This is a genomic window from Exiguobacterium sp. K1, assembly GCF_033721435.1.
GTDB lineage: Bacteria > Bacillota > Bacilli > Exiguobacteriales > Exiguobacteriaceae > Exiguobacterium_A > Exiguobacterium_A artemiae.
The window spans coordinates 12,991-39,475 of the sequence record NZ_JAOTIT010000002.1 but is presented as its reverse complement, the minus strand read 5'-3'; the positions used below and the strand labels follow the sequence as shown (position 1 = coordinate 39,475).

Below are 26,485 nucleotides of genomic sequence, written 5' to 3'. Positions count from 1 at the left end.
CAATATGTTTTTTTCAGTACGAAAACAGGCAAAAGGATTGACAATCAAACCACAAAAAAGGTATCTTATCGTTAAATAATTTAGCGTGGTACAGTGATAACAAGATAAAGGAGTGGCGATATGCAATCATTTTCTACGATTCGACTCAAAGACGGGGCGACGGACTACGTCGGGCCATCAGCTGAACGCCTGCAACGTGTCATCCGCCAACTCGAGGATGGACTCGAACAATCTAACTATACCCGATTAATCACCCCTTTAATTGAAGAAGTCGGTGGCCGGGAACAAATTCGGATGGATTTTACGACAAGTGTCGCGCGGGCGCTCAGTGAGCGGGGCCGCGAACAATATAAACGCGTTTTTTACAGCGGATCGGTCTTCCAGCCGGAAGAGAAGTTCCAGGTTGGTTTTGAAGAACGCGGTGTCATCGCGGAAGTCGAAGCGATCCAGCTTGCCGTCCGACTCGTCGAAGAGTTGACGGGGAAAGAAGTGACGTTGTCAATTGGCGATGCCGGATTGATTGAACACCTGATTGAAACGCGGGTCGGCGACCACCATCTGCGGGATCAAGTCACACAGATGTTACGGTTACGGAACGTCATTGAACTGAAACGGATTGCCCGGGAACTCGATGATGCCTTGCTCGCGAAACTCCCGCTCTTGTTTGGTCGGGAAGGGGCGGAACAGATCTTGCCGTATGTCGACGAAACCCGCTTAAATGCCGTCATCGATTTAGCGGACGCCGTCAATGCCGATCTCGACTTCGGACAGATGGGCTTGCAAACGTATTATGACGGGGTTACGATTCACGGTTTCATCGAGGGCGTTACGGAACCGGTCATTGTCGGGGGACGTTATGACCGCCTGTACGAACAATTTGGACAAGAACAACAAGCGTTCGGGATTGGATTTTCCGTCGAACGACTCGCGGAGGTGCTCTAAATGCGGATTGGGATCACGAAAGGCCGGCTGTCGAAAACGACGGAACGGTATTTAAAAGAAGCAGGCGTCGAAACGTGGGGGGCGATCGAACGTGAATTGATCGTCAAACGCGGCGAACACGAATTCGTCTTCATGAAAGGATCAGATTTGATTCCGTACGTCGCCCAAGGCGTCCTTGACGTCGCGATCACCGGCAGCGACATCCTGCTCGAATCGGATCAGGAATTGTCGGAACTGGCAGAGCTTCCATTCGGGATTTGCCGGATGTCGGTTTGTGCGAAAGAGCCGTTGCAGTTCGAAGGCGGACGTCGGGTCCGGATTGCGACCAAATATCCGGTCATCGCGAAACGTTACTTCAGTGAACTTGGTGTCGATGTCGATATCGTGCCGTTGAACGGTTCGGTTGAACTGGCACCATTGCTCGGACTGGCCGATGCGATCGTCGATATCGTCGAAACGGGTGAAACACTCCGGGCGAACGGTCTCAACGAATATGAAAAAATCATCGATATCAACGCCCGATTCTTTACAAGCGAGTGGACGTTGAAACGCAAACGCGTCGAAGTGATTCAATTACTCGAACAGCTGACAGAAGGAGTGACTCGGTAATGGCAACGACAAAAAACTTCAGTGTCGACCGTGAGACGGAGCAAGCCGTCCGGTCGATTCTGGAACAAGTGGCAAACGACGGCGATGCAGCCGTCCGTCGCTATACAAGTGAATTTGACCGCGTGGATTTGACCGACTTCCGTTTGGATGAAACGAAAATTCAAGAAGCGTTTGATCAAGCCGATCCGAATTTGGTCGACTCGTTAAAACTGATGGCGACTCGACTCGTTGAGTGGCACGAACAAGAATTGCCGTCCGACATCGAGCTCGTCGAAGCGGACGTCACCCGTCGCCAACGGTTTGTTCCGGTTGACTCGGTCGGGATTTATGTTCCGGGCGGAGCAGCAAGTTATCCGTCGACCGTCCTGATGAACGCGATTCCGGCTAAAGTCGCCGGCGTCGAGCGGGTCGTCATGGTGACGCCGGTCACCGGACTCAGCACGGAAGTGTTGGTTGCGGCGAAAATTGCCGGTGTGACAGAAATTTATACGATCGGCGGCGCGCAGGCCGTCGCTGCCTTGACGTTTGGTACGGAATCGATTCAAGCGGTTGATTTGATCGTCGGACCGGGCAACCGGTTTGTTGCCGAAGCAAAACGCCAAGTCTACGGGATTGTCGGTATCGATTCGGTCGCTGGACCGTCGGAAGTCGTCGTCATCGCCGATGAGACGGCCCATCCGGACCGGATTGCCGCTGATTTACTTGCTCAAGCGGAACACGATCGTGACGCGGTCGCGATTGCCTTTGTCCCGACGGAAGCGATGAAAGCGGACGTCGATGCGAACATTGAACGCCGGCTGCAACAACTGCCACGCCAGGAGATTGCACGCCGGGCAATGGAAAATGGCGGGGTCTTCATCGCTTCACTCGATGAAGCAATTAAAGAAGCCAACCGTTTGGCAGCGGAACACTTGGAGCTCGCCGTCGCGAACCCGCAAGACGTCGTCAAGTTGATCCGTCACGCGGGGATGATTTTCCTCGGGCACGAAACACCGGAAACACTCGGGGATTATGTCGCCGGAACGAACCACGTCTTACCGACATCGGGGACGGCACGTTTTGCGTCCGGCTTATCGGCACGAACGTTTTTACGTCACCAGACGATGCTCGAAGCGACACGTGAAGGGGTCGCCCGACTGGCAAATGCCGCGAAAACCGTTGCCCGGGTCGAAGGACTCGAAGCACACGCACAAGCGATAGAAGTGAGGGAGAACTGATGCGATTACACCAAAATGAACGATTCACGGCGCACAGCCGGACGGGAATCGAGGCCGTTAAACAACTTGTCGAGACGTTTCCGATCAATGAATATCCGGTCGATATCATCGACCAAGTCAAAGCATCTTACAGTACGTACGCCGGTGTCCGCCCGACCCAACTTGTAGCCGGGAACGGCTCCGACGAACTGATCGGTTATCTCTGTGCCCGTTACGCCGGACCCGAGTCACCGGTCATCGCGTCACAACCGGACTTCGTCATGTATCAGTTTTATGCCGACCGCGCGCGGGCTGATTTCAGTAAAGTACCGCTCCTTGACGGAATGGCGCTTGATGTCGACGGACTGCTTGCAGCACCGGGGAATATCATCTTCCTCAGTCACCCGCACAATCCGTCGGGTATCTTGCGGAAAGAGGCGGATGTCCGCCGTCTGCTCGACAGTGGAAAATATGTTGTGATTGACGAAGCCTACATCGACTTTGCCTTTGAGCAATCGATGGTCGGTCTGCTTGGCGAATATCCGAACGCAATCATTCTCCGGACGTTGTCGAAAGCGTTTGGTCTTGCGTCTTTGCGTCTCGGCTTCCTGATTGCCAGTGAACAGGTTGTCGCCGAAGTCGAATCAATCAAATCACCGTATAACGTCTCCGGTCTCTCGGCTGCGGTCGGGATTGCCATCATGGCGGAACCGGAACTTGATCTTGTCTTAGAAGAAACGTTTACGAGCCGGGACACGATTGCCCGTCTGGTCGAACCGCTCGGCCGAACGTATCCGAGTGCGGCGAATTTTGTTTACGTCGAATACGATCAAGCTGAACGCTTCACCGAACGTTGTGCCAAAGCCGGACTGCGGATCCGTTTGTTTGACGGAGCCTTCCGCATCAGTTGCGGATCGGTTGAAGCGATGGAAATCTTAGAGAAATGTGTAGAGGAGGAACTGCAATGCGTCGTGGGACAAGCGAACGAGTAAGCTCAGAATCAGAAATCAAGGTGGCGGTCGACCTCAGTGGCGGACCGGTTGAAATTAAGACAGGGGTCGGCTTTTTCGATCACATGTTGACACTGTTTGCCTTCCAGGCCCGGATTGGTCTTGAGATTGAAGCGAAGGGCGATCTTTGGATCGATGCCCACCATACGGTTGAAGATACGGCCATCGTCCTTGGCGCAGCGCTGACGGAAGCGTTGGGTGACAAAGCCGGTATCGAACGGTACGGCGAATCCCGTGTCCCGATGGATGAGACGTTGGCTTCGGTCGTCCTCGACTTCAGCGGTCGTCCGTATACGGTTTTCTTTGCTGAATTCAAGAATCCGAAGCTTGGTGATTTCGATACAGAACTGGCGGAAGAGTTTTTCCAAGGTCTGTCCCGCAGCGCCCGGATGACGATTCATGCGCAAGTCCTCTACGGATCAAATACCCACCACATGATCGAAGGATTGTTTAAGGCACTCGGTCGGGCTGTCCGTCAGGCCGTTGCCGTGACCGGAGACGGTGTTCCGTCGACGAAAGGACTGATTGACCAATGATCGCGATCGTGGATTATGGTGTCGGGAATATCGCAAACATTGAACGGGCGTTAAAAGAGCTCGGAGAAGCCGTTATCGTCACAAGTGACCTGGAGTTACTTGGACAGGCGGAAGCGCTCGTTTTACCGGGTGTCGGGGCCTATGCACCGGCGATGGCCCGGTTGCAGGAAACGGGATTGATTGAATTTTTACAGGAACAGGCAACAAAAAAACCGTTCCTCGGGATTTGTCTCGGAATGCAGCTGTTGTTTGAATCGAGTGATGAAGACGGACAGACACAAGGGCTCGGTATTTTACCGGGAACCGTTCAAAAGTTGCCAAGTGACGTCCGCTTGCCGCACATGGGCTGGCATCAATTGAAGAATCACGGCGAAGCAGTCTATTTCGTCCACTCGTACGGTGCGGTCTGTGATCCGGACTGGATCGTCGACTCGGTCGAATACGGACGACTCGTTCCGGCGATCGTCCGAAAGGATCTGGTGACAGGAATGCAGTTCCACCCGGAGAAGAGTGGCGAAGTCGGATTGAAATTACTTAAGGAATGGAGAGAGACGACATGCAACTCTACCCAGCAATCGATTTAATAAGCGGACAGGCCGTCCGCCTCAAACAAGGGGATTTTCAACAGCAGACCTTTTTCGGGGATGCGTTGACGATCGCGAGACGTTTTAAAGAAGACGGTGCGACAGCGATTCACCTGATTGATCTCGATGGCGCCAAGGCCGGTGAACCCCTTCACTTGAGCCTGATTGCGGACATCAAAAAAGAAACCGGTTTGTTCGTCGAAGCCGGCGGCGGCGTCCGCAACATCGAAACGGTCGAAGCCTACGTTGGCGCCGGGATTGACCGGATTTTGATCGGCACGGTTGCGCTCGAAGACGAAGCGTTGCTCGAACAGATGATTGAGCGGGCCGGCGATAAGTTGGCTGTGGCACTTGATGCCAAAGACGGCATCGTCCAGACACGCGGCTGGCTCGAAGCGAGTGACTGGACGCTCGAACGGGCGATCGAACATTTGATTCAAAAAGGCATTAAGACCTTTTTATATACAGATATCTCCCGCGACGGGATGATGCAGGGACCGGATGTTGACGGACTCGACCGCTTAAAACGGGACGGCGTCGAACTGATTGCGTCCGGTGGCGTGACGACGGTCGAAGACGTCGCCCGCTTAAAAGAGATCGGGATGGACGGTGCCGTCATCGGTCGTGCCTTGCTCGACGGTTCGTTGTCGTTGAAAGAGGTGCTTCGCGTATGTTGATGAAACGGATCATTCCTTGCCTCGATGTCAAGGAGGGGCGCGTCGTCAAAGGCGTAAAGTTTCAAAATCTGCGCGACCTCGGAGATCCCGTCGCCGTCGCGAAATACTATTACGAGCAAGGTGCCGATGAGCTGGTATTACTTGATATCTCGGCAACGCAGGAAGGACGCGACACGATGCTCGATATCGTCGAGCGGGTGGCGGAAGTCATCTACATGCCGTTTACGGTCGGCGGCGGCATCAAGACGCTGGAAGACGCGAAACGGTTGATCCGCGCCGGTGCCGATAAAGTCTCCCTCAACTCATCGGCGTTACAGAACCCGCAACTGATTCAAGACATCAGCCGCTTGTTTGGCGTTCAGGCGACGGTCGTCGCGATCGATGCCAAGCGGACCGGCGACTCGTGGGGCGTCTTTTCGCACGGCGGTACACAAGCCGTCGGACGGGATGCAATCGAATGGGCGAAGGAAGCAGTATCGCTTGGAGCCGGTGAATTGCTCGTCACGTCGATGGATGCAGACGGAACAAAAGACGGCTACGATCTGGAATTGATTCAACGTTTGCGCGAAGTCGTCAATGTGCCGTTGATCGCCTCCGGTGGGGTTGGGACACTCGAACACTTGGCGGAAGGGCTTGAAGCCGGAGCGGACGCGGCACTTGCTGCCTCGATTTTCCATGAAGCGACCTATACGATGTCGGAAACAAAAGAGTACCTGAAGGCGAGAGGAGTCGACGTCCGATGATCGAATTGAATTTTTCAAAAGGACTCGTCGCGGCTGTCATCTTGGATGAAACGACAAACGATGTCCTGATGGTCGGTTTTATGGATCAGGCCGCGTATGATAAGACGCTTGAAACCGGACTCGTCACGTTTTTCTCGCGGACGAAAAACCGGCTTTGGACGAAGGGCGAGACGAGCGGACACACGCTCGAACTGCGCCGTATGTGGATCGATTGTGATCAGGACAGCTTATTGATTACCGTGAAAGCGAACGGACCGACATGCCATACCGGCAACCGGACCTGTTTCTATACTGAAGTGGAGGTGCCGCATGCTACATGAACTCGAAAAAACCGTAAAAGAAAAAATCGCGTCACAGGATGAGGCCTCTTATACAAATTATCTCGTCAAAGCAGGCCGCGAAAAAATCGCCAAGAAATTCGGGGAAGAAGCGTTTGAAGTCGTCCTCGCGGGCGACGATACGCTCGCGGAAGAGACAGCGGATCTCCTGTATCACCTGACTGTGCTTCTCGCGGACCGCGGCGTCTCGTTTACCGACGTCGAAGCTGTTCTAAACGAACGTCACGGAACGAAATCGACCTTTAAAGATCGTCCGGATATCGAAAAATGGTAATGACCGACTCTGCATTCCTCAAACGGGATGTAGAGTTTTTTTGCTGAAAGAAATGGGAAAACAACAAAGGAAGTGTCATCAAATCGTCAGAACATTTTGATAGGCATTTAGTAGAAGGCGGGCGTATAATCAAGAACATAGCAGGTTTGTTCAGAAAGCAGGTGTTGTATTGGTTACAAAAAAAGAAATTACGAAAACGATCAAAGACCAGTCGAAAGAAACGATTGAGGAGTTGCTTGCCAAAGGTGATTCGCTGAAAGAAGAAGTGGCCAGTGCCATCACGCACGGGCTCGGTGTCATCTTCAGTATCGTCGCGCTTGTCATGTTGATTTTGCAGGCAACGAAGTCAGGTAGTGCCTGGAACATCACCGCCGTCAGTATCTTTGGGGCAACGATGATTTTACTGTATCTGTTCTCGACGTTGATGCATTCGCTTATGCATACGAAAGCCAATAAAGTATTACAAATTCTCGATCACGCGGGCATTTACTTATTGATTGCCGGCAGTTATACACCGTTCGCCCTGATTACGTTACGGGGACCGCTCGGTTGGACATTGCTCGGAATCGTCTGGGGTGTCGGGATACTCGGCATCATCTGGAAACTGTATTCGACCGGTAAACATGTCTGGATTTCGAATGCCTCGTACCTGATTCTTGGCTGGTGTTGTCTGTTTGCGATCAAGCCGATGTATGAAGCACTCGGATTACAAGGATTTTTACTTCTGCTCGGTGGCGGTCTCGCCTATTCACTCGGCGTCATCTTTTACGTCTGGGCCCGCTTGCCTTACAATCACGCGATTTGGCATCTGTTTGTCCTTGCCGGCAGCGTCCTGATTTTCTTATCGATTTTCTATTACGTTGCTCCGGCACCGGCACCGCTGTCTTGAAAAACTTAAAGTTACGGGACTGGCTCCCGTTTACCCTCTACATGCTGATGGGTGCCGGACTGCTCCTGTATTTCCGTTTATCGGGAATGATGGAGCAGTTTGATATTCAGGCCTTGTCTGACTGGATTCGTCAGCAGGGCGCTTTCGGCATGTTGCTGTACATATTGGCGTATACGATCCGTCCGCTCGTCTTTTTCCCGGCGAGCCTGTTGACGGTCTTTGGTGGTTATACATACGGTCCGTGGATTGGAACGATTCTTGATGTCATCGGGGCAGGGACCGGCAGTTTGCTAAGTTTTTGGATTGCCCGTCTGCTCGGTCGGCGCGGCATCGAAAAGATCATCGGAACCGGTAAGTTGACGATTCTTGATGAACGGATTGCCACGAATGGATTCTTCGTCGTCTTGACGGTCCGGCTGATTCCACTGTTTCCGTTTGACGCGATCAGTTATGCGTCCGGTCTGTCGAAAATTAAATTCCGTCAGTTTGCGCTCGCCAGTTACCTCGGCATCATTCCCGGAGCTTTCGTTTACAACAATATCGGGGCGAGCCTGCGCGATCCGTTTTCCTGGCAATTTTTCTTTGCGATTTTTTTGTACCTGTTCTTTTTCATCGTTGGTTTTTTTGCCCAGCGAAAACTACGAAAAAAACAAAACATCGAGCACATGTAAGCGCTTTATGTCATAATATGAATGCAGAGATGTGAACCGACACGGTAAAACAGCCTAGCATTTATTTAGGGGGAGTAATGAGTGATGGAACGAGTATTACGGGATGGTTTTATCTTCTTATCGCAAAATAAGACATTGAATGGTCTGGCAAAACGGTACGGCTTGAAGTTCGGCGCAGGGCGCTTTGTCGCAGGGGATTCACTTGAAGCTTCAAAACGGGCAATCCAGGATTTGAACTCCAAGGGATTATGCGTCACGATGGATCACCTCGGTGAGTTCATCTCGACGGTTGCTGAAGCGGAAATGATGACGCAGGAATGTATTCGTGCAGTGGAAATGATTGCGGAAGAGAAATTAGACTCGCAACTTTCACTGAAACTGACGTCACTTGGTCTTGATATTTCGGACGAATTGATTCGCTCGAACATGGAACGAATTTTGACACGGGCGAAAGAAGTCGGTGTCTTCGTGACGATCGATATGGAAGACGAGCCGCGTTGTGAAAAAACGATCCAATTGTTTGAAGAATTGCGTCAATCCTTTGATAACATCGGAACGGTCATCCAGTCGTACCTGTACCGTTCGGAAGACGACATCAAACGTGTCGGACGATTCGAGACGAATTTGCGGATCGTTAAAGGGGCCTATAAAGAGCCGGCAACGGTTGCTTTCCCGGAAAAAGAAGATGTGGACCACAACTACATCAAACTCGTAAAACTTCAACTGTCACTCGGCAACTATGCCGCGGTCGCAACGCATGACGACGCGATGATTGAACAAATCATCCGTTATGCAAAAGAAAACGGCATCGGCAACGACAAGTTCGAATTCCAGATGCTGTACGGCATCCGCGTCGAACGTCAGCTTGAACTCGTGAAGCTCGGCTATAAAGTCCGTGTTTACGTCCCTTACGGCCGTGACTGGTACGGCTACTTCATGCGCCGCTTAGCGGAACGTCCGGCAAACGTGGCGTTTGTCCTTAAAGGAATGGTTAAAGGATAATAACGAATAATAGAGAAATGAAAGATGGAGCTGTCATGGCTTCATCTTTTTGTTTTATCGTTTGAAAGATTTTTCTCTTCCCGTGCTTTCCTCGGGCGAGACGCAAGTCGCGGCTCTTTGACCCGTGGGATCAACGAGCCGGGTCTCGCCTGTCTCTGACAGCACAAAAAACGCGCTTTTCCCCGTAGGAGTCACGGGAAGCAAATCTTTCTTCACTTATTACATAGGAGGTATGGTCATGTACGTAACGGAACAGCAGTTGAAAGAGCAATTGCAACAAGAGAACACAGTGATTTCGCAGGAATTGCTGGAACAGATGTTGTATCATATCGGCAGTTTGGATCCGGTCCTTCGGGATGAACTGATCTTTTCACGACTTGCGGAATGGATCATGTCAGAAACATTTACAGCGGCATCTGCCAAACTGATTGTGTCGTTTGTCCTCAGTTCGGACGGATTGTTTTATCAATTGACGACTTCGGATGAGACGGCTGTGTTCACCCGGTCCTTCTCCGCACTGCTCCTTGCAGTTGTGCTGGAAAAAGACGCTGCAACACCGCAACTGGATGAGACGACTTATGAACAACTTTCGGATCAGCTGTTGATGTATCTGAACAACGAAACCGATTTTCGGGGACAGGTGCCATCTTACGGCTGGGCTCACAGCATTGCCCATATTGCGGATGTGTACCAGGTCTGGTTGGCTCATCCCCGCTGTCGGGTAGCAGAACAACAACCGGCAATCATCCGCTTGATCGAAATTTTGACAACGCCTGAATATCATTTCATCGATGAAGAGCACGAGCGTGTGATTTCCGCTTGGATGGTGGCACGGGAACGGGACATTTCAGATGAGACATTTTTTGCAGGATTGGAGTCGGCCGTGAAACCCTGGCTCGATGTACCGATGACATGGAGCGAGGAACGATTTAATCTGCTTCGGAATACCAAACAGTTGTTACAAGCCTTTTATTTCCGCGTGAAATGGCAGGACAAAATGTCGGCTCTTCCGGAACAGATCGAACACTTGCTGTTCCAAATTCATCAGCAATATCAGTAAACAAAAAAACAGACGTGTCCATCCGACTTCTACGGGAAAAGGAAGCGTACTTCCCGCCCGAGAAAAGCGGGTGGACATACGTCTGTTATAAGAACATGCTTTTCTAACCTCTCGTCCGAAACGCAAACAAACAGGAAAACGCATGAGCCTGATCGAGCAACCGGTGACCGGTCATGACGGCACCTTCTTTTTGAATGATGGCTTCGTCGAGTAATGTCCAGCCGAGTTCGTCTGCCAGTTGGACGATTTCCCACGGCATCATCGTATTGCCCATCGGTGCCTCTTCCCCGTGCAGGCGACGGTAGGACAATGCCCGTGGTGCTGCAGTCGGTCCAAGCAAACTGATGACGACGAGCGGGGAGACGCGACTGATTTCTTTCAGGACCGTGACAGGTTGCGTCGACCATTCGAGTGAATTGACGGCAAGGACGACGTCAAACGTCTCATCTGCAAACGGCAATGCTTCACCGGTTCCGACGACGAAGTCGAGTGCCGGCGATTTGGCACGGGCGATCCGGATCATCTCTTCCGACAGATCAAGACCCGTCACTTGAAACGCCTCAGCGAGCAACCGGCAGGCGGCGCCGTCGCCGCATCCCAAGTCGAGTAACTTGCCGGACGCGATGACCGATGTTAAAAACGGAATAATCGTCTTCCGGCTGCCTGTCGTCCACATCATCTCCGACCGGTCGGCCCAGTCGGTCGCTTGTTGATCCCATAATTGTTCTGTCGATTTCATGAGAACTCCCCCTTTTGATTTCAGTGTAACAGGAAAATTTGACCAAAAGCTGAATTTTTATTGCTACTGAATGATAATTCATTTATGATGGAGATGTAGAAGGAAGCAGTGGAAAAACGGACGGCTTCTTTTTTTGTCAGAATAATGAATGGTTGTTCATTCAATTACGAATCAGGGGGTCTATCATGGCGAGTCAAATCGGTCAGCCGACCACAGTACACACGACGAAACATATTCAATTCGCCGTCATTATCGGTTCAGGGGTCATGGGGGCAGGAATTGCCGCACACCTTGCGAACGCGGGAATCCGGACATTGATGCTTGATATCGTACCAAAAGAATTAACCGCGCAGGAAACGAAACAAGGATTGACGCTGGAAGATGCGGCAGTCCGCTCACGAATTGCCCGCGACAACCGGCAAAAGCTGTTGAAACAAAATCCGGCACCACTCGCTTCCAAAAAATTAATTGAGTTAATCGAAGTCGGAAACCTCGAAGACGATCTCGACCGTCTCAAAGAAGCTGACTGGGTGATTGAAGTCATCGTCGAACGATTGGATGTCAAACAACAATTGTTTGCGACAATTGAACCGTTTTTACGTGAAGATGCGATTGTCAGTTCCAACACATCGGGTATCTCGATTGAAGCGATGCGCGAAGGACGGTCGGAGTCGTTTAATGCTCGGTTCCTCGGCACGCACTTCTTTAACCCGCCACGTTACTTGAAGCTGCTTGAACTGATTCCGACCCGTGATACGAATCCGGAAGTCGTTCAGTTCATGAAACAGTTTGCGGAAGAGCGTCTCGGTAAAGGGGTCGTTATCGCAAAGGACACACCAAACTTCATCGGTAACCGAATCGGGACATACGGTCTGCTCGTCACGATGGATGAGATGAAAAAAGGCGGCTATTCAATCGGGGAGGTCGATTCCGTCACCGGACCATTGCTCGGTCGTCCAAGCTCGGCGACATTCCGGACGCTTGATGTCGTCGGAATCGACACATTCGTTCACGTCGCGAACAACGTCTATGACCTGTTACCGGACGGAGCGGAAAAAGAGACGTTTGCCGTACCGGCGGAAATGAAACGATTGGTTGACGAAGGATCACTCGGCGCGAAGTCGGGTCAAGGCTTCTATAAAAAAGCCGGTAAACAGATTCTCGAACTCGATCTGGCGACTTTTGAATATGTCGAAAAGAAAGCGCTTACTGAACCGTCGATCGGTCAGGCAAAAGCTCTTCCGGGCGCTAAAAATAAACTGAAGGCCGTCGTCTTTGCAAAAGACCGTGTCGGTGCCTTACTGTGGCCGATCCATGCGAAAACATTGCTCTACTCGGCACAGTTGACGCACGAGATTGCGGACGACATCAAAGCGATTGATGAAGCGATGAAATGGGGCTTCGGCTGGAAAATGGGACCGTTCGAGACATGGGATGCACTCGGTGTCGAGAAGACGGTCGCGAAGATGAAACAGGACGGCTATGACGTTCCGGTCTGGGTTGATGAAATGCTGGCAGCAGGCGTGACGAGCTTCTATAACGAAGACGGTCAGTTTTACGATGCGAAGGCGCAAAAATACGTCGGCAGTACCGTCAATCCTAAGGAAATCCGCTTACGCGACGTCCGCAAATCAAACGGTGTTCTCCTTGAAAACAACGGTGCCCGTCTGATGGATCTCGGAGACGATGTCGCGGTCCTTGAATTCACGTCGAAGAGTAATGCGATCGGCGTCGACATCATGCAGATGATCGAGCAGTCGATTGATCTCGTTGAAAAAAATCACCGCGGACTTGTCATTGCCAACGACGGCAAAAACTTCTGCGTCGGGGCGAACCTGGCGATGATGCTGATGGAAGCGGAAGATGAGAACTGGTTCGAACTCGACTGGATCATCAACAAGTTCCAGCAGTCGATTCAAAAAATCCGTTACGCGTCCCGTCCGATCGTCGTCGCACCGCAAGGGATGACGCTTGGCGGCGGTACCGAAATTTCACTTCCGGCAGCCCGGATGCAGGCTGGTCTTGAAACGTATATGGGACTTGTCGAAGTCGGTGTCGGTCTGATTCCGGGAGGCGGTGGAAACGTCAACACGTATCGTCGTCTGCTTGAGAACACACCGGACGGACTCGTCAATCTTGAAAAAGCTGCGCAGAAGACGTTTGAGAACGTCGCGATGGCGAAAGTCTCGAAATCCGCTTTTGAAGCACGGGAACTCGGTTACGTTCGGACCGTCGATCAGATTTCGATGAACCGGGACCACCTGACGTTTGATGCAAAACAACTGGTCCTTGAACTCGACCGGACCGGTTATACAGCACCGGCTCATGCGAAGATTCCGGTCGTCGGCCGCGCCGGGAAAGCAACGCTTGAACTCGCGACCCGTGAAATGTTCTACGGCGGTTATATTTCGGAACACGATTTAAAAATTGCCAGCAAACTCGCACACGTCATTGCCGGTGGGAACGTCTCGTTTGGCACACACGTCGATGAGCAGTACATGCTCGATATCGAACGAGAAGCCTTCTTGAGCCTGATTGGCGAACTGAAAACACAACAACGGATGCAACATATGCTTGTCAAAGGCAAGCCGCTCCGTAACTGATGACTGGGGGGATTCGAATGAAGGAAGCAGTAATCGTCGCAGGTGCACGAACACCGGTCGGCAAAGCAAAAAAAGGGTCATTTAAATCAATGCGTTCTGATGAACTCGCAGGCATCGCCATCAAGGAAACGCTGAAACGTGCGAACTACACGGGAGCAATCGATGATGTCATTCTCGGATGTGCCTTGCCGGAAGCGGAGCAGGGAATGAACATCGCCCGTTACGCGTCCGTTCTCGGTGGACTGTCGCACGAAGTACCGGCGATTACGATCAACCGGTATTGCTCAAGTGGCTTACAGTCGATTGCCGATGCCTCGATGAAAATCATGACGGGTCAGGCAACGGCCGTCATCGCCGGCGGACTCGAATCGATGAGCCAGGTGCCGATGCCGGGGCACGTCGTTCGACCGAATCCGTCAATCGTCGAAACAGAACCGGAATATTATATGAGCATGGGACATACGGCGGAACAAGTCGCCGCGACGTATCACGTCTCCCGCGAAGATCAGGATGCTTTTGCTTTGAAAAGCCATCAAAAAGCAGCCGCTGCGATCGCGTCCGGCAAATTCGTCGACGAAATCGTGCCGGTGACGGTCACGGAACAGTACGTCAACGATGAATTGAAGATTGAAGAAAAGACCTGGGTCGTCGAGCATGACGAAGGTGTCCGCGCCGATTCTTCACCGGAAGGACTGGCGAAGCTCCGTCCGGCCTTCCGCCTCGGCGGAAGTGTCACAGCGGGGAACTCGTCGCAGACATCAGACGGTGCAGCCGCCGTCTTGATCATGGAGCGCGAGGAAGCAGAACGCCAGGGACTACCGATTCTCGGGAAATTCAAATCGTTTGCCGTCGGCGGTGTTCGTCCGGAAGTCATGGGAATCGGACCGGTCGTCGCGATTCCAAAGGCACTGGAACTGGCCGGCATCACTTTAGAAGAAGTCGGACTGATTGAATTAAATGAAGCATTTGCGTCCCAGTCACTCGGTGTCATCCGGGAACTCGGATTGAATGAAGACATCGTCAACGTCAACGGCGGCGCGATTGCGCTTGGTCATCCGCTCGGATGTACTGGAACGAAACTGACATTAACACTCTTGCATGAAATGAAACGACGGAACGTCCAATATGGTGTCGTCTCGATGTGTATCGGCGGCGGCATGGGTGCAGCCGGTGTATTCGAACTAGTTGAAGGAGGAACAGGACAATGAGCCAAACGACAAACGAATTAATTAAAGGTGGAAGTTTTGTATTAGATGAGTTGGCACCGGAACGTCTCTTTACACCGGAGGATTTCTCGGAAGAACACAAAATGGTTGGTGACATGACGGCGAAATTCGTTGAAGACCGTGTCGTTCCAGTCCTTGACCGGATCGAAAAACATGAGTTCGAATTGTCGGTCGGTCTCCTGCGCGAAGCAGGCGAGCTCGGTTTGCTCGGTGCTGATGTCCCGGAAGCATACGGCGGCTATCAGATGGATAAAATTTCGTCGTCGATCATCACGGAGAAGTTTGCCCGCGGTCGCTCGTTTGCCCTCAGTTATGGTGCTCACGTCGGGATCGGTTCGTTGCCGATCGTCTTCTTCGGGAACGAAGAACAAAAGCATAAGTACCTGCCGAAACTGTCGTCTGGTGAATGGATTGCGTCTTACGCGTTGACAGAACCGGGCTCAGGGTCGGATGCCCTCGGTGCGAAGACAACGGCAGTCTTGAATGAAGCCGGCACGCACTACATCCTAAACGGAGAAAAACAATGGATCACGAATGCCGGTTTCGCCAGTCTGTTTGTCGTCTACGCGAAAATCGACGGTGACAAATTCACGGCTTTCCTCGTCGAAGGTTCGTATCCGGGTGTCTCGACAGGACTCGAAGAACAGAAGATGGGAATCAAAGGATCGTCGACGCGGACATTGATTCTTGAAGACGCGGAAGTACCGGTTGATAACGTCCTCGGAGAAATCGGCCGTGGTCACGTCATCGCCTTCAATATCCTCAACGTCGGTCGTTACAAACTTGCGGTCGGTGCGGTCGGATCATCAAAACGGGCGATTGATCTCGCCGTCCAGTATTCGAACGAACGCAAACAGTTCAAGACACCAATCAGTTCGTTCCCGTTGATCCAGGAAAAACTGGCAACGATGGCAGCGCAGACGTATGCGATGGAAAGTTCGGTTTACCGGACAGGAGGTCTGTTCCAGGACAGCCTCGATCAGTTGTCGGACGAAGAAAGCAAAGACGGCAAGAAAATTGCGGATGCAATCGCCGAATACGCGATCGAATGCTCGATGAATAAAGTCTTTGCATCCGAGACATTTGATTACGTCATCGATGAAGCAGTCCAGATTCACGGCGGTTACGGCTTCATGGCCGAATACGAAGTCGAGAACATGTACCGTGATTCGCGGATCAACCGAATCTTTGAAGGAACAAACGAAATCAACCGTCTGCTTGTACCGGGCACATTGCTGAAGAAAGCGATGAAAGGCGACTTGCCGCTCCTCGCAGAAGCACAACGTCTGCAACAGGAAGTCATGAGCTTCATGCCGACAGAAGTCGGATCAGAGCCGCTTGACCGCGAACGTCATCTGCTCGCAATGATGAAAAAGATCTTCCTGTTGACGGCCGGAACAGCGGTCCAGAAATATCAGGACAAGCTCCAAGGTGAGCAGGAAATCCTTGCGAACACAGCCGACATCATGAGTGCGATTTATGCGCTTGAGTCAGCAATCGTCCGGACGGAAAAAGCGATTGCCGCGAAAGGCGTCGAGAAAAACGAATTGAAAATCCGTTATACGGAAGTCTTCGCACAACAAGCGTTCGAAGGCGTCGAGCGTGACGCGAAAGAAACGCTTTATGCTGCTGCAAGCGGAGATGAACTCCGGATGCTGCTGTCGGCATTGAAGAAGTTCAGCCGTTACCAACCGATTAATTCAATCGGAACGAAACGTCAAATTGCGAAACGTTTGATCGAATCAAATAAATATACGGTCTAAGTCAGGTTTACTGATTCGCCTTTGCAGGGAAAATCTCTGTAAGGGCGAATTTTTTCTTTGAAGGAGGGAGCAAACATGCGACAAGAATTGACAGAACTCCAGTTTGCCATCGACTACTACAAATCACTCGAACGGCTTTCCGGGGAAGAATGGGAATTACCGCTTGCCGTCGATAAATGGACCGTTCAGGAATGTGTCAGTCATCTGTTTCTGTGGGACCGGTATTATCTCGATCATGCCGTCTCAAAGTTACCGGATGAACGATTGACGCTTGTTCAAACCGACTATGATGAGTTCAACCGCCTGGCGGTCGAATATGCCCATCATATCGATGCTCTCGCCTTATTGAAAAAAGCCATCGGTGTCCGCCGGGAACTGGTCACACTCCTCGACCGGCTGACGGACGAACAATATGAGCGGACGTATGAAGGGACCTTTCAGCCGAAAGCGTTCGTCGAATCCTTCATCGCTCATGACCACCACCATCAAGATCAAATCGATGCGGCATTGGCGCGCTTGAAACGCAACTGATGCATCTGCTAATCTGAAGTCAGAGGTGATGAGAAAATGGTAACAATGTACGGTTATCCAAAATGCAGTACGTGTGTCAAAGCAAAAAAAGCACTGGAAACGAACGGGGTCGAAGTCGACTACAAGCATATCGTCGACGAGACACCGAGTGCCGAAACAATTCGGGAACTGCATCAAAAGAGCGGCGAACCGCTGAAGAAGTTTTTTAACACGAGTGGCCAGTCGTACCGGTCGCAAGGAATCAAGGACCGTTTGCCGGAACTTTCCGAACAGGAGCAATACGAATTGCTCGCAAGTGACGGCATGTTGCTCAAGCGTCCGATCGTTACGGACGGACAAGACGTGACCATCGGCTTTAAAGAAGAACTCTATCAAGGAAAATGGTATTAAGAAGGCTAGTTCATTTGGTATACTGAATGCGTTAGTCCACTATAGATCACAGGGGGAATCGCAAATGAGTCAAGTCAAAGACAATCTACGTTATTCGGAAGAACATGAATGGGTCGAAGTAACAGGAAACAAGGCACGAATCGGGATTACGGATTTCGCGCAACACGAACTTGGCGATATCGTCTTCGTGGAATTACCGGAAGTCGGCGATACGATTTCTGCCAACGAGCCGTTTGGTTCAGTTGAATCGGTCAAAACGGTATCTGAATTGTACGCACCGATTTCAGGGAAAGTCGTTGCTATCAATGAGTCACTGTCTGATTCCCCGGAACTCGTCAACGAATCACCATTCGAAGGTGCATGGATGGTCGATATCGAGATCGAAGATGAAGCGCAAGTAGAAGCGTTGATGGATGCAGCTGCTTACAAATCGATGATCAACGAGTAATACTTACCGAAAAGGCGGCAAGGAAACGCAATCGTTTCCTCGTCGTCTTTTTTTCTGTATACTGGCACAAGATAAGACAAGACAGAGGGGGAATGGAACGGATGAAAGAAGTGACACAAGTCCCGGAAAACGGCTTTTTGTATGTCTATGCACCGATGTGTGGGACATGCGCCATTGCAAGCAGGATGCTCGCGATCGTCGAAGCGACAAAAGACGAAGAATGGATCATGCAGGCAAACGGAAACTTCATTCCGGAATTTTTAGAGCAAGCGCAGGTCATGAGTGTGCCGGCCTTGTTAAAAATCGAAGGAGATCAAGTCGTATCAAGGCTTTATGCGTTTCAATCGGTTCAAAATGTCTTTGCGTTTTGCGCTGAATAAGAAGAGAAATCGATCCGGGATTTCTCTTTACGCTAAATTGTCGGAATATTTACAATAATTGATTGACAATGCTAAATTATGAATGGTATATTCATATCAACTTCTAGAAATGCTTTTATAGGAAGTCTGGCAGAGATATGAGTTGGCTGATGCTTTTCATTCCAGAACCGTTCAAAAAAATCCTCCATTGTTTGGTTGTCTCCCCTTAAGTCGTCCCCCAAAGACGAAGCGGCGCAAGGAAACAATTCGGGATTCGAGCAGGAGATCTGTCATGGGAGTCCAATTCAACTGATATGTCGAAAAGGCGCCGTCCTCTGATACGACGAACGAAGAAGTTCGTGTCAGAGCTGGGTTTTCCTTCGTGGCATTTCTAACCACATTATTCGTGTTGCCGGTTCTCCGGCAGCGCCTTTTTTTTGTTTTCCAAAAAATTTAAAGCAGTCGCCTTGCCATTCGGAAATCTCCCTGCTACAATGCGATTAAGGTAAATTACTTTAATTCATATCCGATTAGTCGGAATTAAAAGAGAGATACGGAGGACGAACAGGCATGACAGTACGTTTTATGGATGTTTTTACAGAGTGGGCGTCAACATACGACGACACAGTAACGGGGCATGATCCGGAGTACAAAGAAGTCTTTCGTCGTTATGAAGAAATATTAGATACAGTTGCAACGAAAGCTGTCTCGCCGGTCGTTGAGTTCGGTGCCGGAACCGGTAACCTGACGCAACGGCTGCTCGATCGGCACGAAGAGGTTCTTGCCGTCGAACCGAGTCCGGAGATGCGGGATATCCTCATCAATAAGATTCCGGAACTTCCGGTGCAGGACGGACACTTCCTGTCGTTTACGGCAGATGATGCGAAAAGTTTTGTTTCGACCTATGCGTTTCATCATCTGACGGATGAGGAAAAGGGAGAAGCCGTTGATTTGATGGCTGCGATTTTACCACACGACGGAAAAATCGTTTACGCCGATACGATGTTCGTGTCGGAAGAAGCGCGTTTGCAGACGATTGCTGAAGCGAAAGCCCAAGGATTTAACGGACTCGCAGAAGATTTGGAACGTGAGTTTTATCCATTGATTCCGGTCATGGAACAGATTTTTGCATCGCGCGGTTTTGATGTTTCATTTACACAATATAATCACTTCGTCTGGCTCGTAGAAGCCGAGAAAATGGGGGAATAAATCATGACACTCAAAAAAATGAACGTAGAAAGCTTTAACCTGGATCATACGAAAGTCAAAGCACCATATATCCGCGTCGCCGGTTACAAAGACGGTAAAGTCGATCAAGTCGTCAAATACGACATCCGCTTCACACAACCGAACGTGGAACAAATGCCGATGCGTGCGATGCACACACTCGAGCACTTACTCGCTGAAAACATCCGCAACTACTCGGATGACGTCATCGATGTATCGCCGATGGGATGCCAAACAGGTTTCTACATGGCGATGATGAACTTCGATTCGGTCGAAAAAATGAGCGAACTCGTTGAGAAAACATTAAAAGACGTCTTAGCAGCAGAAGAAATTCCAGCGCAAAACGAAGTCCAATGCGGATTCGCAAGCGCCCACGACCTTAAAGGAGCGAAGCACTATGCCGAGAAAATGCTTGCCGGTCGTGATGAATGGGACATCGTCTTCGGATGATCGCGAAATCAGTCCGCGACCTCGTCGGAAATACGCCGCTCTACGAGATTACTTCATTCGATTTGCCTGCTGGTACGCGGATTTTGGCGAAGCTCGAATGGATGAACCCTGGGGGCAGCGTCAAAGACCGCCTGGGCATTCAACTCGTTGATGCCGCGATCGAACAAGGATATGTGACACGAGGCGGAACGATCATCGAACCGACTGCCGGCAACACCGGCATCGGTTTGGCGCTCGCCGCTAAAAAATATGACCTTCAAGTCATCTGTGTCGTTCCGGAAAAATTCAGCCAGGAGAAACAGACGTTGATGCGGGCACTCGGCGCGACTGTCGTCAACACACCGACTGAGCTCGATATGCAAGGTGCGATCGATAAAGCCAAAGAACTCGGACAAACGATTCCAAACAGCTATGTTCCGCTTCAATTCGAAAACGAAGAAAATCCGGTTACGTATCAGCGGACACTTGGTCCTGAGCTGATGGCGGAGCTGGATCAGATTGATTGGTTCGTTGCGGGATGTGGATCAGGTGGAACGTTTGCCGGAACAGCGGCGTATTTAAAAGAACGTCTCGGGACAAAAGGTGCAATCGTTGAACCGGAAGGCTCAGTCCTCAACGGGGGACCAGCCGGACCGCATAAGACGGAAGGCATCGGGACGGCCAAATGGCCAAGTCTCGTTTCCCGTGACTTAGTGGATGAAATTCATACGATTTCCGATCATGACGCTTTTACGAAAGTCCATGAGCTAGCGGCCCGTGAAGGATTGCTCGTCGGCAGTTCGGCCGGCGCGGCACTCGTGGCAGCACTTGATCTGGCACATCGTTTTCCAGGCAGTACCATCGTCACCGTCTTCGCGGACAGTGCCGAACGGTATTTAAGCCAACAAATCTTTGAAAAGGTGGACGAGACACATGCGTAAAAAGACAGCATTGATTCATGGAGGAACAGGCGTCGATCGAGCAACAGGTGCCGTTACACCCCCGATTTATCAAACAAGCACATACAAACAGGAAAAAATCGGTCAGTTAAAAGAAGGATATGAGTATTCCCGGACAGCGAACCCGACACGGACGAGCATCGAACGTCTGATTGCCGATCTTGAAGGCGGTGCACGCGGTTTTGCCTTCGGATCAGGGATGGCAGCGATTCACGCTGTCTTTAACCTGCTCGAATCAGGTGACCACATCGTCATGACCGATGACGTCTACGGCGGGACATTCCGTTTGATGCAGCGTGTCTTACCGAAGTTCAACATCCAAGTGACGTTCGTCGATACGACGGATCTCGCGGCGACGGAAGCTGCGGTGCAAGACAACACGAAGATGCTGTATGTCGAAACACCGACGAACCCGTTGTTGAAAGTGACAGATATCGCAGCAGTTGCTGAGATCGCGAAACGCAACAACTTGAAACTCGTCGTCGATAACACATTCGCGACACCTTACTTGCAACAACCACTCGCACTCGGCGCAGATATCGTGCTGCACAGCGCGACAAAATACATCGGCGGTCATTCGGACGTCGTCGCCGGACTTGTCGTCGTCAACAGCGACGAGCTCGGAGAAGATCTTCACTTCATCCAGAACTCGACCGGCGGTATTCTTGGACCGCAGGACAGCTTCCTGCTCGTCCGTGGATTACGGACGCTTGGTATCCGGATGGATGCAATCGAAGAAACATCACACGATCTCGTTCAGTTCTTACAGGAACAGGACGTCGTTTCAAACATCTTCTATCCGGGACTGGCATCACATCCGGGTCACGCGACACAACAGAAACAGGCGACCGGTTTCGGCGGAATGATCAGTTTTGATGTCGGTTCAGCAGAAAATGCGGAGAAACTCGTCGAAGCGACACATTTCTTCACATTGGCTGAAAGTCTTGGAGCGGTCGAGAGTTTGATTTCCGTTCCGGCACGGATGACGCATGCGTCGATTCCGGCAGAGCGTCGCGCAGAACTCGGAATTACGGATGGTCTCGTTCGGATCTCGGTCGGTCTTGAGGACGCGGAAGACTTGAAAGAAGATTTGGCACGTGCTTTCAGTCTGCTTCAACCGGTTTCAGAAAAAACTGTTTGACAAGCAAAATAACCCCTGCTAATATTCAGATTATATTAAAAATAACTAAATACCGATAACTCTTATCGAGAGTGGTGGAGGGACTGGCCCGATGAAACCCGGCAACCGCGGAATTTATTCCGAAGTGGTGCTAATTCCAGCAGACGATTGTCTGCAAGATGAGAGCAAATGGTTTTGTGTACTGAAAAAGTGCGCGCGTTTGCTCTAAAACGTGCGCACTTTTTTTATGTTTAGGAGGGACCGTATTGATTCGCTTACAGGATGTAGGAAAGATTTATCGCTCGAAGCGCGGATCGGTTGAAGCCGTCGTCAATGTCGACTTGTCAATCGAGCGCGGTGAAATTTTTGGAATAATCGGTTATTCAGGGGCAGGGAAATCAACACTGATTCGTTTGCTGAACATGCTTGAGGCACCGACGAGCGGCTCGATTCAAATCGATGGTGTCGAAATGACGACGCTCAAACCAAAAGAATTACGGGGCGTCCGTAAAAACGTCTCGATGGTGTTCCAACACTTTAATCTGCTTTGGTCACGGACAGTCGAAGAAAACATCATGTTCCCGCTTGAGCTCGGCGGTTATCCGAAAGCCCGTCGTAAAGAACGGGTTGCCGAACTGATTCAGCTCGTCGGACTCGACGGACGTGAAGGCGCGTATCCGTCGCAACTGTCAGGTGGACAAAAACAACGGGTCGGGATTGCCCGGGCACTGGCATCCAATCCGGACGTCTTACTCTGTGACGAAGCGACAAGTGCGCTGGATCCGAAAACGACCGACTCGATCCTCGAGTTGTTGGTCGACATCAACAAAAAATTAAAACTGACCATCGTCTTGATCACACACGAGATGCATGTCATTCAAAAAATCTGTCACCGGGTCGCCGTCATGGAAGCCGGGAAAATCGTCGAACAGGGACCGGTTGCTGAAGTATTCCGTCACCCGAAACAGGCGATGACAAAAGAGTTCGTCAAACAATTGACGTCACCGTCTGAAAACGAATTGACGTTTGCGAAATTACGCGAGCGCTATCCGACCGGGAAAATCGTCCAGCTGACGTTTGTCGGTTCGACGGCGGAAAGTCCGATCCTTGCCGAAGTCATGAAAGATTCGAACTTATTATTCAATATCATCGGCGGAAACGTCGGACAGACGCAGGACGGAGCACTCGGAACGCTGTTCATTCAGTTGCTCGGTTCGGAAGAGGAAGCACAAGCGGTCATCGCCAAACTTCAAGCGAGTGACGTTGAAGTGGAGGTGGATCACCGATGAGTACATTTTTTGCAGATGTGGATTGGGATATGGTCTGGGAAGCAACCGGCAGCACCGTTTATATGACGGCCGTTGCAGGGCTCGCAACGTTTGTCCTTGGATTGGCAATTGGTCTGTTGTTATATGCGACGAACGAAGAATTGTTGTTTAAAAACCGGACACTATATTCCGTGCTCAGCTTTTTAGTCAATATCTTCCGCTCGATCCCGTTTATCATTCTATTGATTCTGTTGATCCCGATCACGAAAATCATCGTCGGATCATTCTTAGGACCAACGGCTGCATTACCTGCGTTAATTCTCGGTGCAGCACCGTTTTACGGTCGGATGGTCGAACTGGCACTTCGTGAAGTCGATAAGGGTGTCATTGAGGCGGCTGAATCGATGGGAGCAACGAAGTTTCAAATCATCTATAAAGTCCTGATTCCGGAAGCCTTGCCGGCAATCGTCTCAGGAATCACCGTTACGCTTGTCGCACTCGTCGGTTACACGGCAATGGCCGGGTTAGCCGGTGGTGGTGGACTGGGGGACATGGCCTTCATCGAAGGATTCCAGCGTTCACAAAATAACATCACGGTCATCGCGACACTGTTGATTCTTGTCATCGTCTTCATCATTCAAATTATCGGTGACCTGCTTGTCAAAGCCATCGATAAACGGTAACACCTATTTTATTTAACCTTGGGAGGAATCATTCATGAAACTTTGGAAAAAATTCGTAGGCACAGCAGCCGTATCGGTCTTAGCAGTCAGTCTTGCAGCATGTGGAGAAGAATCTTCATCAGGCAGCAGCGATTCAAAAACACTCGTCATCGGAGCGTCAAACGTTCCCCATGCTGAAATTCTCGAGCACGTCCAAAAAGAATATGAAGCAAAAGGCTATAAACTCGAAATCAAAAAGTTCCAGGATTACGTCCTGCCGAACAAAGCACTTGCTGAAAAAGAAATCGATGCGAACTATTTCCAACACGTGCCGTACCTGGAGCAACAGGAAAAAGAAAACAAAGACTATAAATTCGCGAGTGCCGGCGGCGTTCACGTCGAACCGCTCGGTGTCTACTCTAAAAAATACAAGTCTTTGGATGAACTGCCAAAAGGTGCAACGATCTTAACGAGCTCAAACGTCGCTGAACGCGGACGTGTCTTGACGTTCCTTCAAAACGAAGGGCTGATCAAGTTGAAAGACGGTAAAACAACCGATGCACAGCTCAAAGACATCGCAGAAAACCCGAAAAACATCAAGTTCAAAACAAACATCGAAGCGTCACTCTTACCGCAAGCTTACAAAAACAACGAAGGCGACGCGGTCCTCATCAACACGAACTATGCGATTGACAACGGGTTGAACCCGTTGAAAGATACGATTGCCCTGGAAGACGAGTCTTCACCATACGTCAACATCATCGTCACACGTGATGGCGATGAAAAAGACAAACGCGTCACGACATTGCTCGATATTCTCCACGAGAAAAAGAACCAGGACTGGATTACAAAAGAATACAAAGGTGCGGTCGTACCGGTCAGCAAATAAGTTGCTTCCTTCAATGCATTCTTCCTATATAATGGAAGGATGCATTATTTTTTTGTGCGAAAGGGGGATTTTCATGCAACGTTTGAAACAGCTTCATCCATTGACGGTCGGTGTTTTGCTCGGGACGTTTTTTGCCCGGCTCGGGACTTTCATCACCATGCCGTTTTTTGCGATTTACTTATCGGTCGTCCTGAAATTCAGTCCGGTCGACGTCGGCTGGATTCTCAGTATTTCAGCCATCGCGAGTCTCGTCATGAGTTTCGTCGGCGGGACATTATCCGACCGCTACGGCCGCCGAACGATGATGCTTAGCGGAACGTTCGGTTTTGTGCTTGTCTTCATCGGACTGGCTCAAGTCGAGACCTTTTGGGCATTCTTCATCCTGAGTGCCTTAAACGGCATTTTCCGGTCCATCTTCGAACCATCTGCCCGGGCATTGATCAGTGATACGACGGAGGAAGAAAACCGGTTGTTCGTCTTTAATATCCGTTATACGTGCATCAATATCGCAGCGGCGATCGGACCGGGGATTGCCTTACTACTCAGTGCGGGCAATACGTCGATTACCTTCTATATTACGGCGTTCGTTTACTTCGGCTACGGCGTCGCGATTTTCATCCTGTTCCGACGTCATCCGATTACGGAAAGCCACGGCGGGAAAAAGGTGTCGTTCGGAGCGACGGTCCGGTTGCTGAAAACCGATGTCGCCTTTACGTTTGCGCTCGCCGGTATCATCTTTGGTGTCTTCGGATACAGTCAGTTCAACTCGACGTTGCCTCAGTTTTTGACGACGACGACCTTATTGTCCGGGGGAACGAGTCTGTTCGCCTTATTGATTACGATTAACGCGATCACCGTCCTCGTCGTCCAGTACCCGATCATGAAGTTCGGTGTCAAGACGTCACCGCTCGTCTCGATCACGGTCGGGATTGCGACCGTTGCCGTCGGATTATTCGTCATGGGAACGGCCGGCACGGTCTGGCTGATGATCGGTGCGATGTTCATCTTCACATGCGGGGAAGTGATGATGTTTACGATGACGGACATTTTGACGGACAGCTTTGCGACACCGGAATTACGGGGAAGTTATTTCGGTGCGATGGGCTTGACGTCGATTGGTCAATCGGTCGGACCGGTCATCGGCGGACAATTGTTACTTTATTTTGGACCGGAACGTCCGTTGCCGATTTTCGGTATTTTAGCCCTCTTGACAGTTCTCGGAATACCACTGCTCTTACTGTCACAGCGAGTTCATCGACAAACGAAACCGGAAGAAGAGAAGGAAGTCGTCTCACTTTGAAGTCATTCTCACTAAAAGGCTCGGTTTTGAGAAAAAACCAT

At 50.7% G+C, this 26,485-nt stretch carries 28 protein-coding genes, 1 pseudogene and 1 riboswitch; of the genes and pseudogenes, 28 read left to right on the top strand and 1 reads right to left on the bottom strand.

Annotated features, from left to right (window positions below; all coding sequences use genetic code 11):
- Positions 1-120 precede the first annotated feature (120 nt).
- From N7U64_RS05550 to N7U64_RS05485, 13 genes and pseudogenes are all read left to right on the top strand, one after another.
- Positions 121-942, top strand: a complete 822-nt coding sequence (locus N7U64_RS05550) for an ATP phosphoribosyltransferase regulatory subunit (protein WP_318928826.1) — start codon at positions 121-123, stop codon at positions 940-942.
- A complete protein-coding gene (hisG, locus tag N7U64_RS05545) occupies positions 943-1,551 on the top strand; it encodes an ATP phosphoribosyltransferase (RefSeq protein WP_012371233.1) in 609 nt (202 codons plus the stop codon).
- Positions 1,551-2,768 carry a histidinol dehydrogenase gene (gene hisD / locus N7U64_RS05540; protein WP_318928825.1) on the top strand — a complete coding sequence of 406 codons (1,218 nt, stop codon included), beginning with the start codon at positions 1,551-1,553 and terminating at the stop codon, positions 2,766-2,768. The genes hisG and hisD overlap by 1 nt, the downstream gene beginning before the upstream one ends.
- Positions 2,768-3,739, top strand: a complete 972-nt coding sequence (locus N7U64_RS05535) for a histidinol-phosphate transaminase (RefSeq protein WP_318928824.1) — start codon at positions 2,768-2,770, stop codon at positions 3,737-3,739. Before hisD ends, N7U64_RS05535 begins: the two co-directional genes overlap by 1 nt.
- On the top strand, positions 3,712-4,293 hold the full coding sequence (gene hisB, locus N7U64_RS05530) for an imidazoleglycerol-phosphate dehydratase HisB (RefSeq protein WP_318928823.1): 582 nt from the start codon (positions 3,712-3,714) through the stop codon (positions 4,291-4,293). Before N7U64_RS05535 ends, hisB begins: the two co-directional genes overlap by 28 nt.
- A complete protein-coding gene (gene hisH / locus N7U64_RS05525; RefSeq protein WP_318928822.1) occupies positions 4,290-4,877 on the top strand; it encodes an imidazole glycerol phosphate synthase subunit HisH in 588 nt (195 codons plus the stop codon). The genes hisB and hisH overlap by 4 nt, the downstream gene beginning before the upstream one ends.
- Entirely contained in the window at positions 4,850-5,554 is a 705-nt protein-coding gene (gene hisA, locus N7U64_RS05520) for a 1-(5-phosphoribosyl)-5-[(5-phosphoribosylamino)methylideneamino]imidazole-4-carboxamide isomerase (RefSeq protein ID WP_318928821.1), read from the top strand. Before hisH ends, hisA begins: the two co-directional genes overlap by 28 nt.
- Entirely contained in the window at positions 5,548-6,297 is a 750-nt protein-coding gene (hisF, locus tag N7U64_RS05515) for an imidazole glycerol phosphate synthase subunit HisF (protein WP_318928820.1), read from the top strand. Before hisA ends, hisF begins: the two co-directional genes overlap by 7 nt.
- A pseudogene (gene hisIE, locus N7U64_RS15395) lies at positions 6,294-6,909 on the top strand (bifunctional phosphoribosyl-AMP cyclohydrolase/phosphoribosyl-ATP diphosphatase HisIE). Before hisF ends, hisIE begins: the two are co-directional and overlap by 4 nt.
- Positions 6,910-7,132: 223 nt before the next feature.
- Positions 7,133-7,798 (top strand): PAQR family membrane homeostasis protein TrhA, encoded by a 666-nt coding sequence (gene trhA, locus N7U64_RS05500; RefSeq protein ID WP_041262008.1) that lies wholly within the window; start codon positions 7,133-7,135, stop codon positions 7,796-7,798.
- Positions 7,795-8,469 carry a TVP38/TMEM64 family protein gene (locus N7U64_RS05495; RefSeq protein WP_318928818.1) on the top strand — a complete coding sequence of 225 codons (675 nt, stop codon included), beginning with the start codon at positions 7,795-7,797 and terminating at the stop codon, positions 8,467-8,469. The genes trhA and N7U64_RS05495 overlap by 4 nt, the downstream gene beginning before the upstream one ends.
- An 84-nt stretch (positions 8,470-8,553) precedes the next feature.
- Positions 8,554-9,471: a proline dehydrogenase family protein gene (locus N7U64_RS05490; protein ID WP_012371222.1), complete on the top strand. Its 918-nt coding sequence runs from the start codon at positions 8,554-8,556 to the stop codon at positions 9,469-9,471.
- 238 nt (positions 9,472-9,709) lie between these two features.
- Positions 9,710-10,531, top strand: coding sequence for a DUF2785 domain-containing protein (locus N7U64_RS05485; protein WP_318928817.1), 822 nt, complete (start codon positions 9,710-9,712; stop codon positions 10,529-10,531).
- Positions 10,532-10,634: 103 nt separating this feature from the next.
- On the opposite strand, the gene N7U64_RS05480 is transcribed toward N7U64_RS05485, so the two are convergent.
- Entirely contained in the window at positions 10,635-11,270 is a 636-nt protein-coding gene (locus N7U64_RS05480; RefSeq protein ID WP_318928816.1) for a class I SAM-dependent methyltransferase, read from the bottom strand.
- A gap of 185 nt (positions 11,271-11,455) precedes the next feature.
- On the opposite strand from N7U64_RS05480, the gene N7U64_RS05475 reads away from it, so the two are divergent.
- The 15 genes from N7U64_RS05475 to N7U64_RS05405 all read left to right on the top strand — a co-directional run bounded on the left by N7U64_RS05475 (position 11,456) and on the right by N7U64_RS05405 (position 26,444).
- Positions 11,456-13,873, top strand: coding sequence for a 3-hydroxyacyl-CoA dehydrogenase/enoyl-CoA hydratase family protein (locus N7U64_RS05475; RefSeq protein ID WP_318928815.1), 2,418 nt, complete (start codon positions 11,456-11,458; stop codon positions 13,871-13,873).
- Between the two features lie 17 nt (positions 13,874-13,890).
- Positions 13,891-15,081 (top strand): acetyl-CoA C-acetyltransferase, encoded by a 1,191-nt coding sequence (locus N7U64_RS05470; protein ID WP_131972335.1) that lies wholly within the window; start codon positions 13,891-13,893, stop codon positions 15,079-15,081.
- Complete coding sequence (locus N7U64_RS05465; protein WP_131502163.1) at positions 15,078-16,862, top strand: acyl-CoA dehydrogenase family protein; 1,785 nt, start codon at positions 15,078-15,080, stop codon at positions 16,860-16,862. Before N7U64_RS05470 ends, N7U64_RS05465 begins: the two co-directional genes overlap by 4 nt.
- Positions 16,863-16,937: 75 nt before the next feature.
- Entirely contained in the window at positions 16,938-17,393 is a 456-nt protein-coding gene (locus N7U64_RS05460; RefSeq protein WP_290827507.1) for a DinB family protein, read from the top strand.
- Positions 17,394-17,429: 36 nt separating this feature from the next.
- Positions 17,430-17,783, top strand: coding sequence for an arsenate reductase family protein (locus N7U64_RS05455; protein WP_012371216.1), 354 nt, complete (start codon positions 17,430-17,432; stop codon positions 17,781-17,783).
- Positions 17,784-17,847: 64 nt separating this feature from the next.
- The gene (gene gcvH / locus N7U64_RS05450) at positions 17,848-18,231 is read left to right on the top strand and encodes a glycine cleavage system protein GcvH (protein WP_131502162.1); all 384 of its coding nucleotides are present in this window, start codon (positions 17,848-17,850) and stop codon (positions 18,229-18,231) included.
- Positions 18,232-18,332: 101 nt separating this feature from the next.
- Positions 18,333-18,611 (top strand): thioredoxin family protein, encoded by a 279-nt coding sequence (locus tag N7U64_RS05445; RefSeq protein ID WP_318928814.1) that lies wholly within the window; start codon positions 18,333-18,335, stop codon positions 18,609-18,611.
- A 549-nt stretch (positions 18,612-19,160) separates the two neighbouring features.
- Complete coding sequence (locus N7U64_RS05440; RefSeq protein ID WP_290827502.1) at positions 19,161-19,799, top strand: class I SAM-dependent methyltransferase; 639 nt, start codon at positions 19,161-19,163, stop codon at positions 19,797-19,799.
- Positions 19,800-19,802: 3 nt separating this feature from the next.
- On the top strand, positions 19,803-20,267 hold the full coding sequence (locus N7U64_RS05435; protein WP_114595157.1) for an S-ribosylhomocysteine lyase: 465 nt from the start codon (positions 19,803-19,805) through the stop codon (positions 20,265-20,267).
- Entirely contained in the window at positions 20,264-21,187 is a 924-nt protein-coding gene (locus N7U64_RS05430) for a PLP-dependent cysteine synthase family protein (protein ID WP_012371210.1), read from the top strand. Before N7U64_RS05435 ends, N7U64_RS05430 begins: the two co-directional genes overlap by 4 nt.
- Positions 21,180-22,346 carry a bifunctional cystathionine gamma-lyase/homocysteine desulfhydrase gene (locus N7U64_RS05425; RefSeq protein WP_214766173.1) on the top strand — a complete coding sequence of 389 codons (1,167 nt, stop codon included), beginning with the start codon at positions 21,180-21,182 and terminating at the stop codon, positions 22,344-22,346. The genes N7U64_RS05430 and N7U64_RS05425 overlap by 8 nt, the downstream gene beginning before the upstream one ends.
- Positions 22,347-22,405: 59 nt before the next feature.
- Positions 22,406-22,511, top strand: a riboswitch (SAM riboswitch).
- Between the two features lie 80 nt (positions 22,512-22,591).
- The gene (locus N7U64_RS05420) at positions 22,592-23,614 is read left to right on the top strand and encodes a methionine ABC transporter ATP-binding protein (RefSeq protein WP_114595159.1); all 1,023 of its coding nucleotides are present in this window, start codon (positions 22,592-22,594) and stop codon (positions 23,612-23,614) included.
- Complete coding sequence (locus N7U64_RS05415) at positions 23,611-24,276, top strand: methionine ABC transporter permease (RefSeq protein WP_114595160.1); 666 nt, start codon at positions 23,611-23,613, stop codon at positions 24,274-24,276. Before N7U64_RS05420 ends, N7U64_RS05415 begins: the two co-directional genes overlap by 4 nt.
- A 34-nt stretch (positions 24,277-24,310) precedes the next feature.
- The gene (locus tag N7U64_RS05410) at positions 24,311-25,144 is read left to right on the top strand and encodes a MetQ/NlpA family ABC transporter substrate-binding protein (protein WP_012371206.1); all 834 of its coding nucleotides are present in this window, start codon (positions 24,311-24,313) and stop codon (positions 25,142-25,144) included.
- A 73-nt stretch (positions 25,145-25,217) separates the two neighbouring features.
- Positions 25,218-26,444, top strand: coding sequence for an MDR family MFS transporter (locus N7U64_RS05405; RefSeq protein WP_012371205.1), 1,227 nt, complete (start codon positions 25,218-25,220; stop codon positions 26,442-26,444).
- The last annotated feature ends 41 nt before the right edge of the window (positions 26,445-26,485 follow it).

What these genes read in the sequence shown, in the direction of transcription:
- N7U64_RS05445 (WP_318928814.1), top strand. Translation starts at nt 18,333, where the DNA reads ATGAAAGAAGTGACACAAGTCCCGGAAAACGGCTTTTTGTATGTCTAT.
- N7U64_RS05490 (WP_012371222.1), top strand. Translation starts at nt 8,554, where the DNA reads ATGGAACGAGTATTACGGGATGGTTTTATCTTCTTATCGCAAAATAAG.
- hisG (WP_012371233.1), top strand. Translation starts at nt 943, where the DNA reads ATGCGGATTGGGATCACGAAAGGCCGGCTGTCGAAAACGACGGAACGG.
- N7U64_RS05465 (WP_131502163.1), top strand. Translation starts at nt 15,078, where the DNA reads ATGAGCCAAACGACAAACGAATTAATTAAAGGTGGAAGTTTTGTATTA.
- hisA (WP_318928821.1), top strand. Translation starts at nt 4,850, where the DNA reads ATGCAACTCTACCCAGCAATCGATTTAATAAGCGGACAGGCCGTCCGC.
- N7U64_RS05405 (WP_012371205.1), top strand. Translation starts at nt 25,218, where the DNA reads ATGCAACGTTTGAAACAGCTTCATCCATTGACGGTCGGTGTTTTGCTC.
- N7U64_RS05480 (WP_318928816.1), bottom strand. Translation starts at nt 11,270, where the DNA reads ATGAAATCGACAGAACAATTATGGGATCAACAAGCGACCGACTGGGCC.
- N7U64_RS05485 (WP_318928817.1), top strand. Translation starts at nt 9,710, where the DNA reads ATGTACGTAACGGAACAGCAGTTGAAAGAGCAATTGCAACAAGAGAAC.
- hisF (WP_318928820.1), top strand. Translation starts at nt 5,548, where the DNA reads ATGTTGATGAAACGGATCATTCCTTGCCTCGATGTCAAGGAGGGGCGC.
- N7U64_RS05425 (WP_214766173.1), top strand. Translation starts at nt 21,180, where the DNA reads ATGCGTAAAAAGACAGCATTGATTCATGGAGGAACAGGCGTCGATCGA.
- N7U64_RS05470 (WP_131972335.1), top strand. Translation starts at nt 13,891, where the DNA reads ATGAAGGAAGCAGTAATCGTCGCAGGTGCACGAACACCGGTCGGCAAA.
- N7U64_RS05440 (WP_290827502.1), top strand. Translation starts at nt 19,161, where the DNA reads ATGACAGTACGTTTTATGGATGTTTTTACAGAGTGGGCGTCAACATAC.
- N7U64_RS05460 (WP_290827507.1), top strand. Translation starts at nt 16,938, where the DNA reads ATGCGACAAGAATTGACAGAACTCCAGTTTGCCATCGACTACTACAAA.
- hisB (WP_318928823.1), top strand. Translation starts at nt 3,712, where the DNA reads ATGCGTCGTGGGACAAGCGAACGAGTAAGCTCAGAATCAGAAATCAAG.
- N7U64_RS05415 (WP_114595160.1), top strand. Translation starts at nt 23,611, where the DNA reads ATGAGTACATTTTTTGCAGATGTGGATTGGGATATGGTCTGGGAAGCA.
- N7U64_RS05410 (WP_012371206.1), top strand. Translation starts at nt 24,311, where the DNA reads ATGAAACTTTGGAAAAAATTCGTAGGCACAGCAGCCGTATCGGTCTTA.
- N7U64_RS05535 (WP_318928824.1), top strand. Translation starts at nt 2,768, where the DNA reads ATGCGATTACACCAAAATGAACGATTCACGGCGCACAGCCGGACGGGA.
- N7U64_RS05475 (WP_318928815.1), top strand. Translation starts at nt 11,456, where the DNA reads ATGGCGAGTCAAATCGGTCAGCCGACCACAGTACACACGACGAAACAT.
- hisH (WP_318928822.1), top strand. Translation starts at nt 4,290, where the DNA reads ATGATCGCGATCGTGGATTATGGTGTCGGGAATATCGCAAACATTGAA.
- N7U64_RS05430 (WP_012371210.1), top strand. Translation starts at nt 20,264, where the DNA reads ATGATCGCGAAATCAGTCCGCGACCTCGTCGGAAATACGCCGCTCTAC.
- gcvH (WP_131502162.1), top strand. Translation starts at nt 17,848, where the DNA reads ATGAGTCAAGTCAAAGACAATCTACGTTATTCGGAAGAACATGAATGG.
- hisD (WP_318928825.1), top strand. Translation starts at nt 1,551, where the DNA reads ATGGCAACGACAAAAAACTTCAGTGTCGACCGTGAGACGGAGCAAGCC.
- N7U64_RS05550 (WP_318928826.1), top strand. Translation starts at nt 121, where the DNA reads ATGCAATCATTTTCTACGATTCGACTCAAAGACGGGGCGACGGACTAC.
- N7U64_RS05435 (WP_114595157.1), top strand. Translation starts at nt 19,803, where the DNA reads ATGACACTCAAAAAAATGAACGTAGAAAGCTTTAACCTGGATCATACG.
- N7U64_RS05455 (WP_012371216.1), top strand. Translation starts at nt 17,430, where the DNA reads ATGGTAACAATGTACGGTTATCCAAAATGCAGTACGTGTGTCAAAGCA.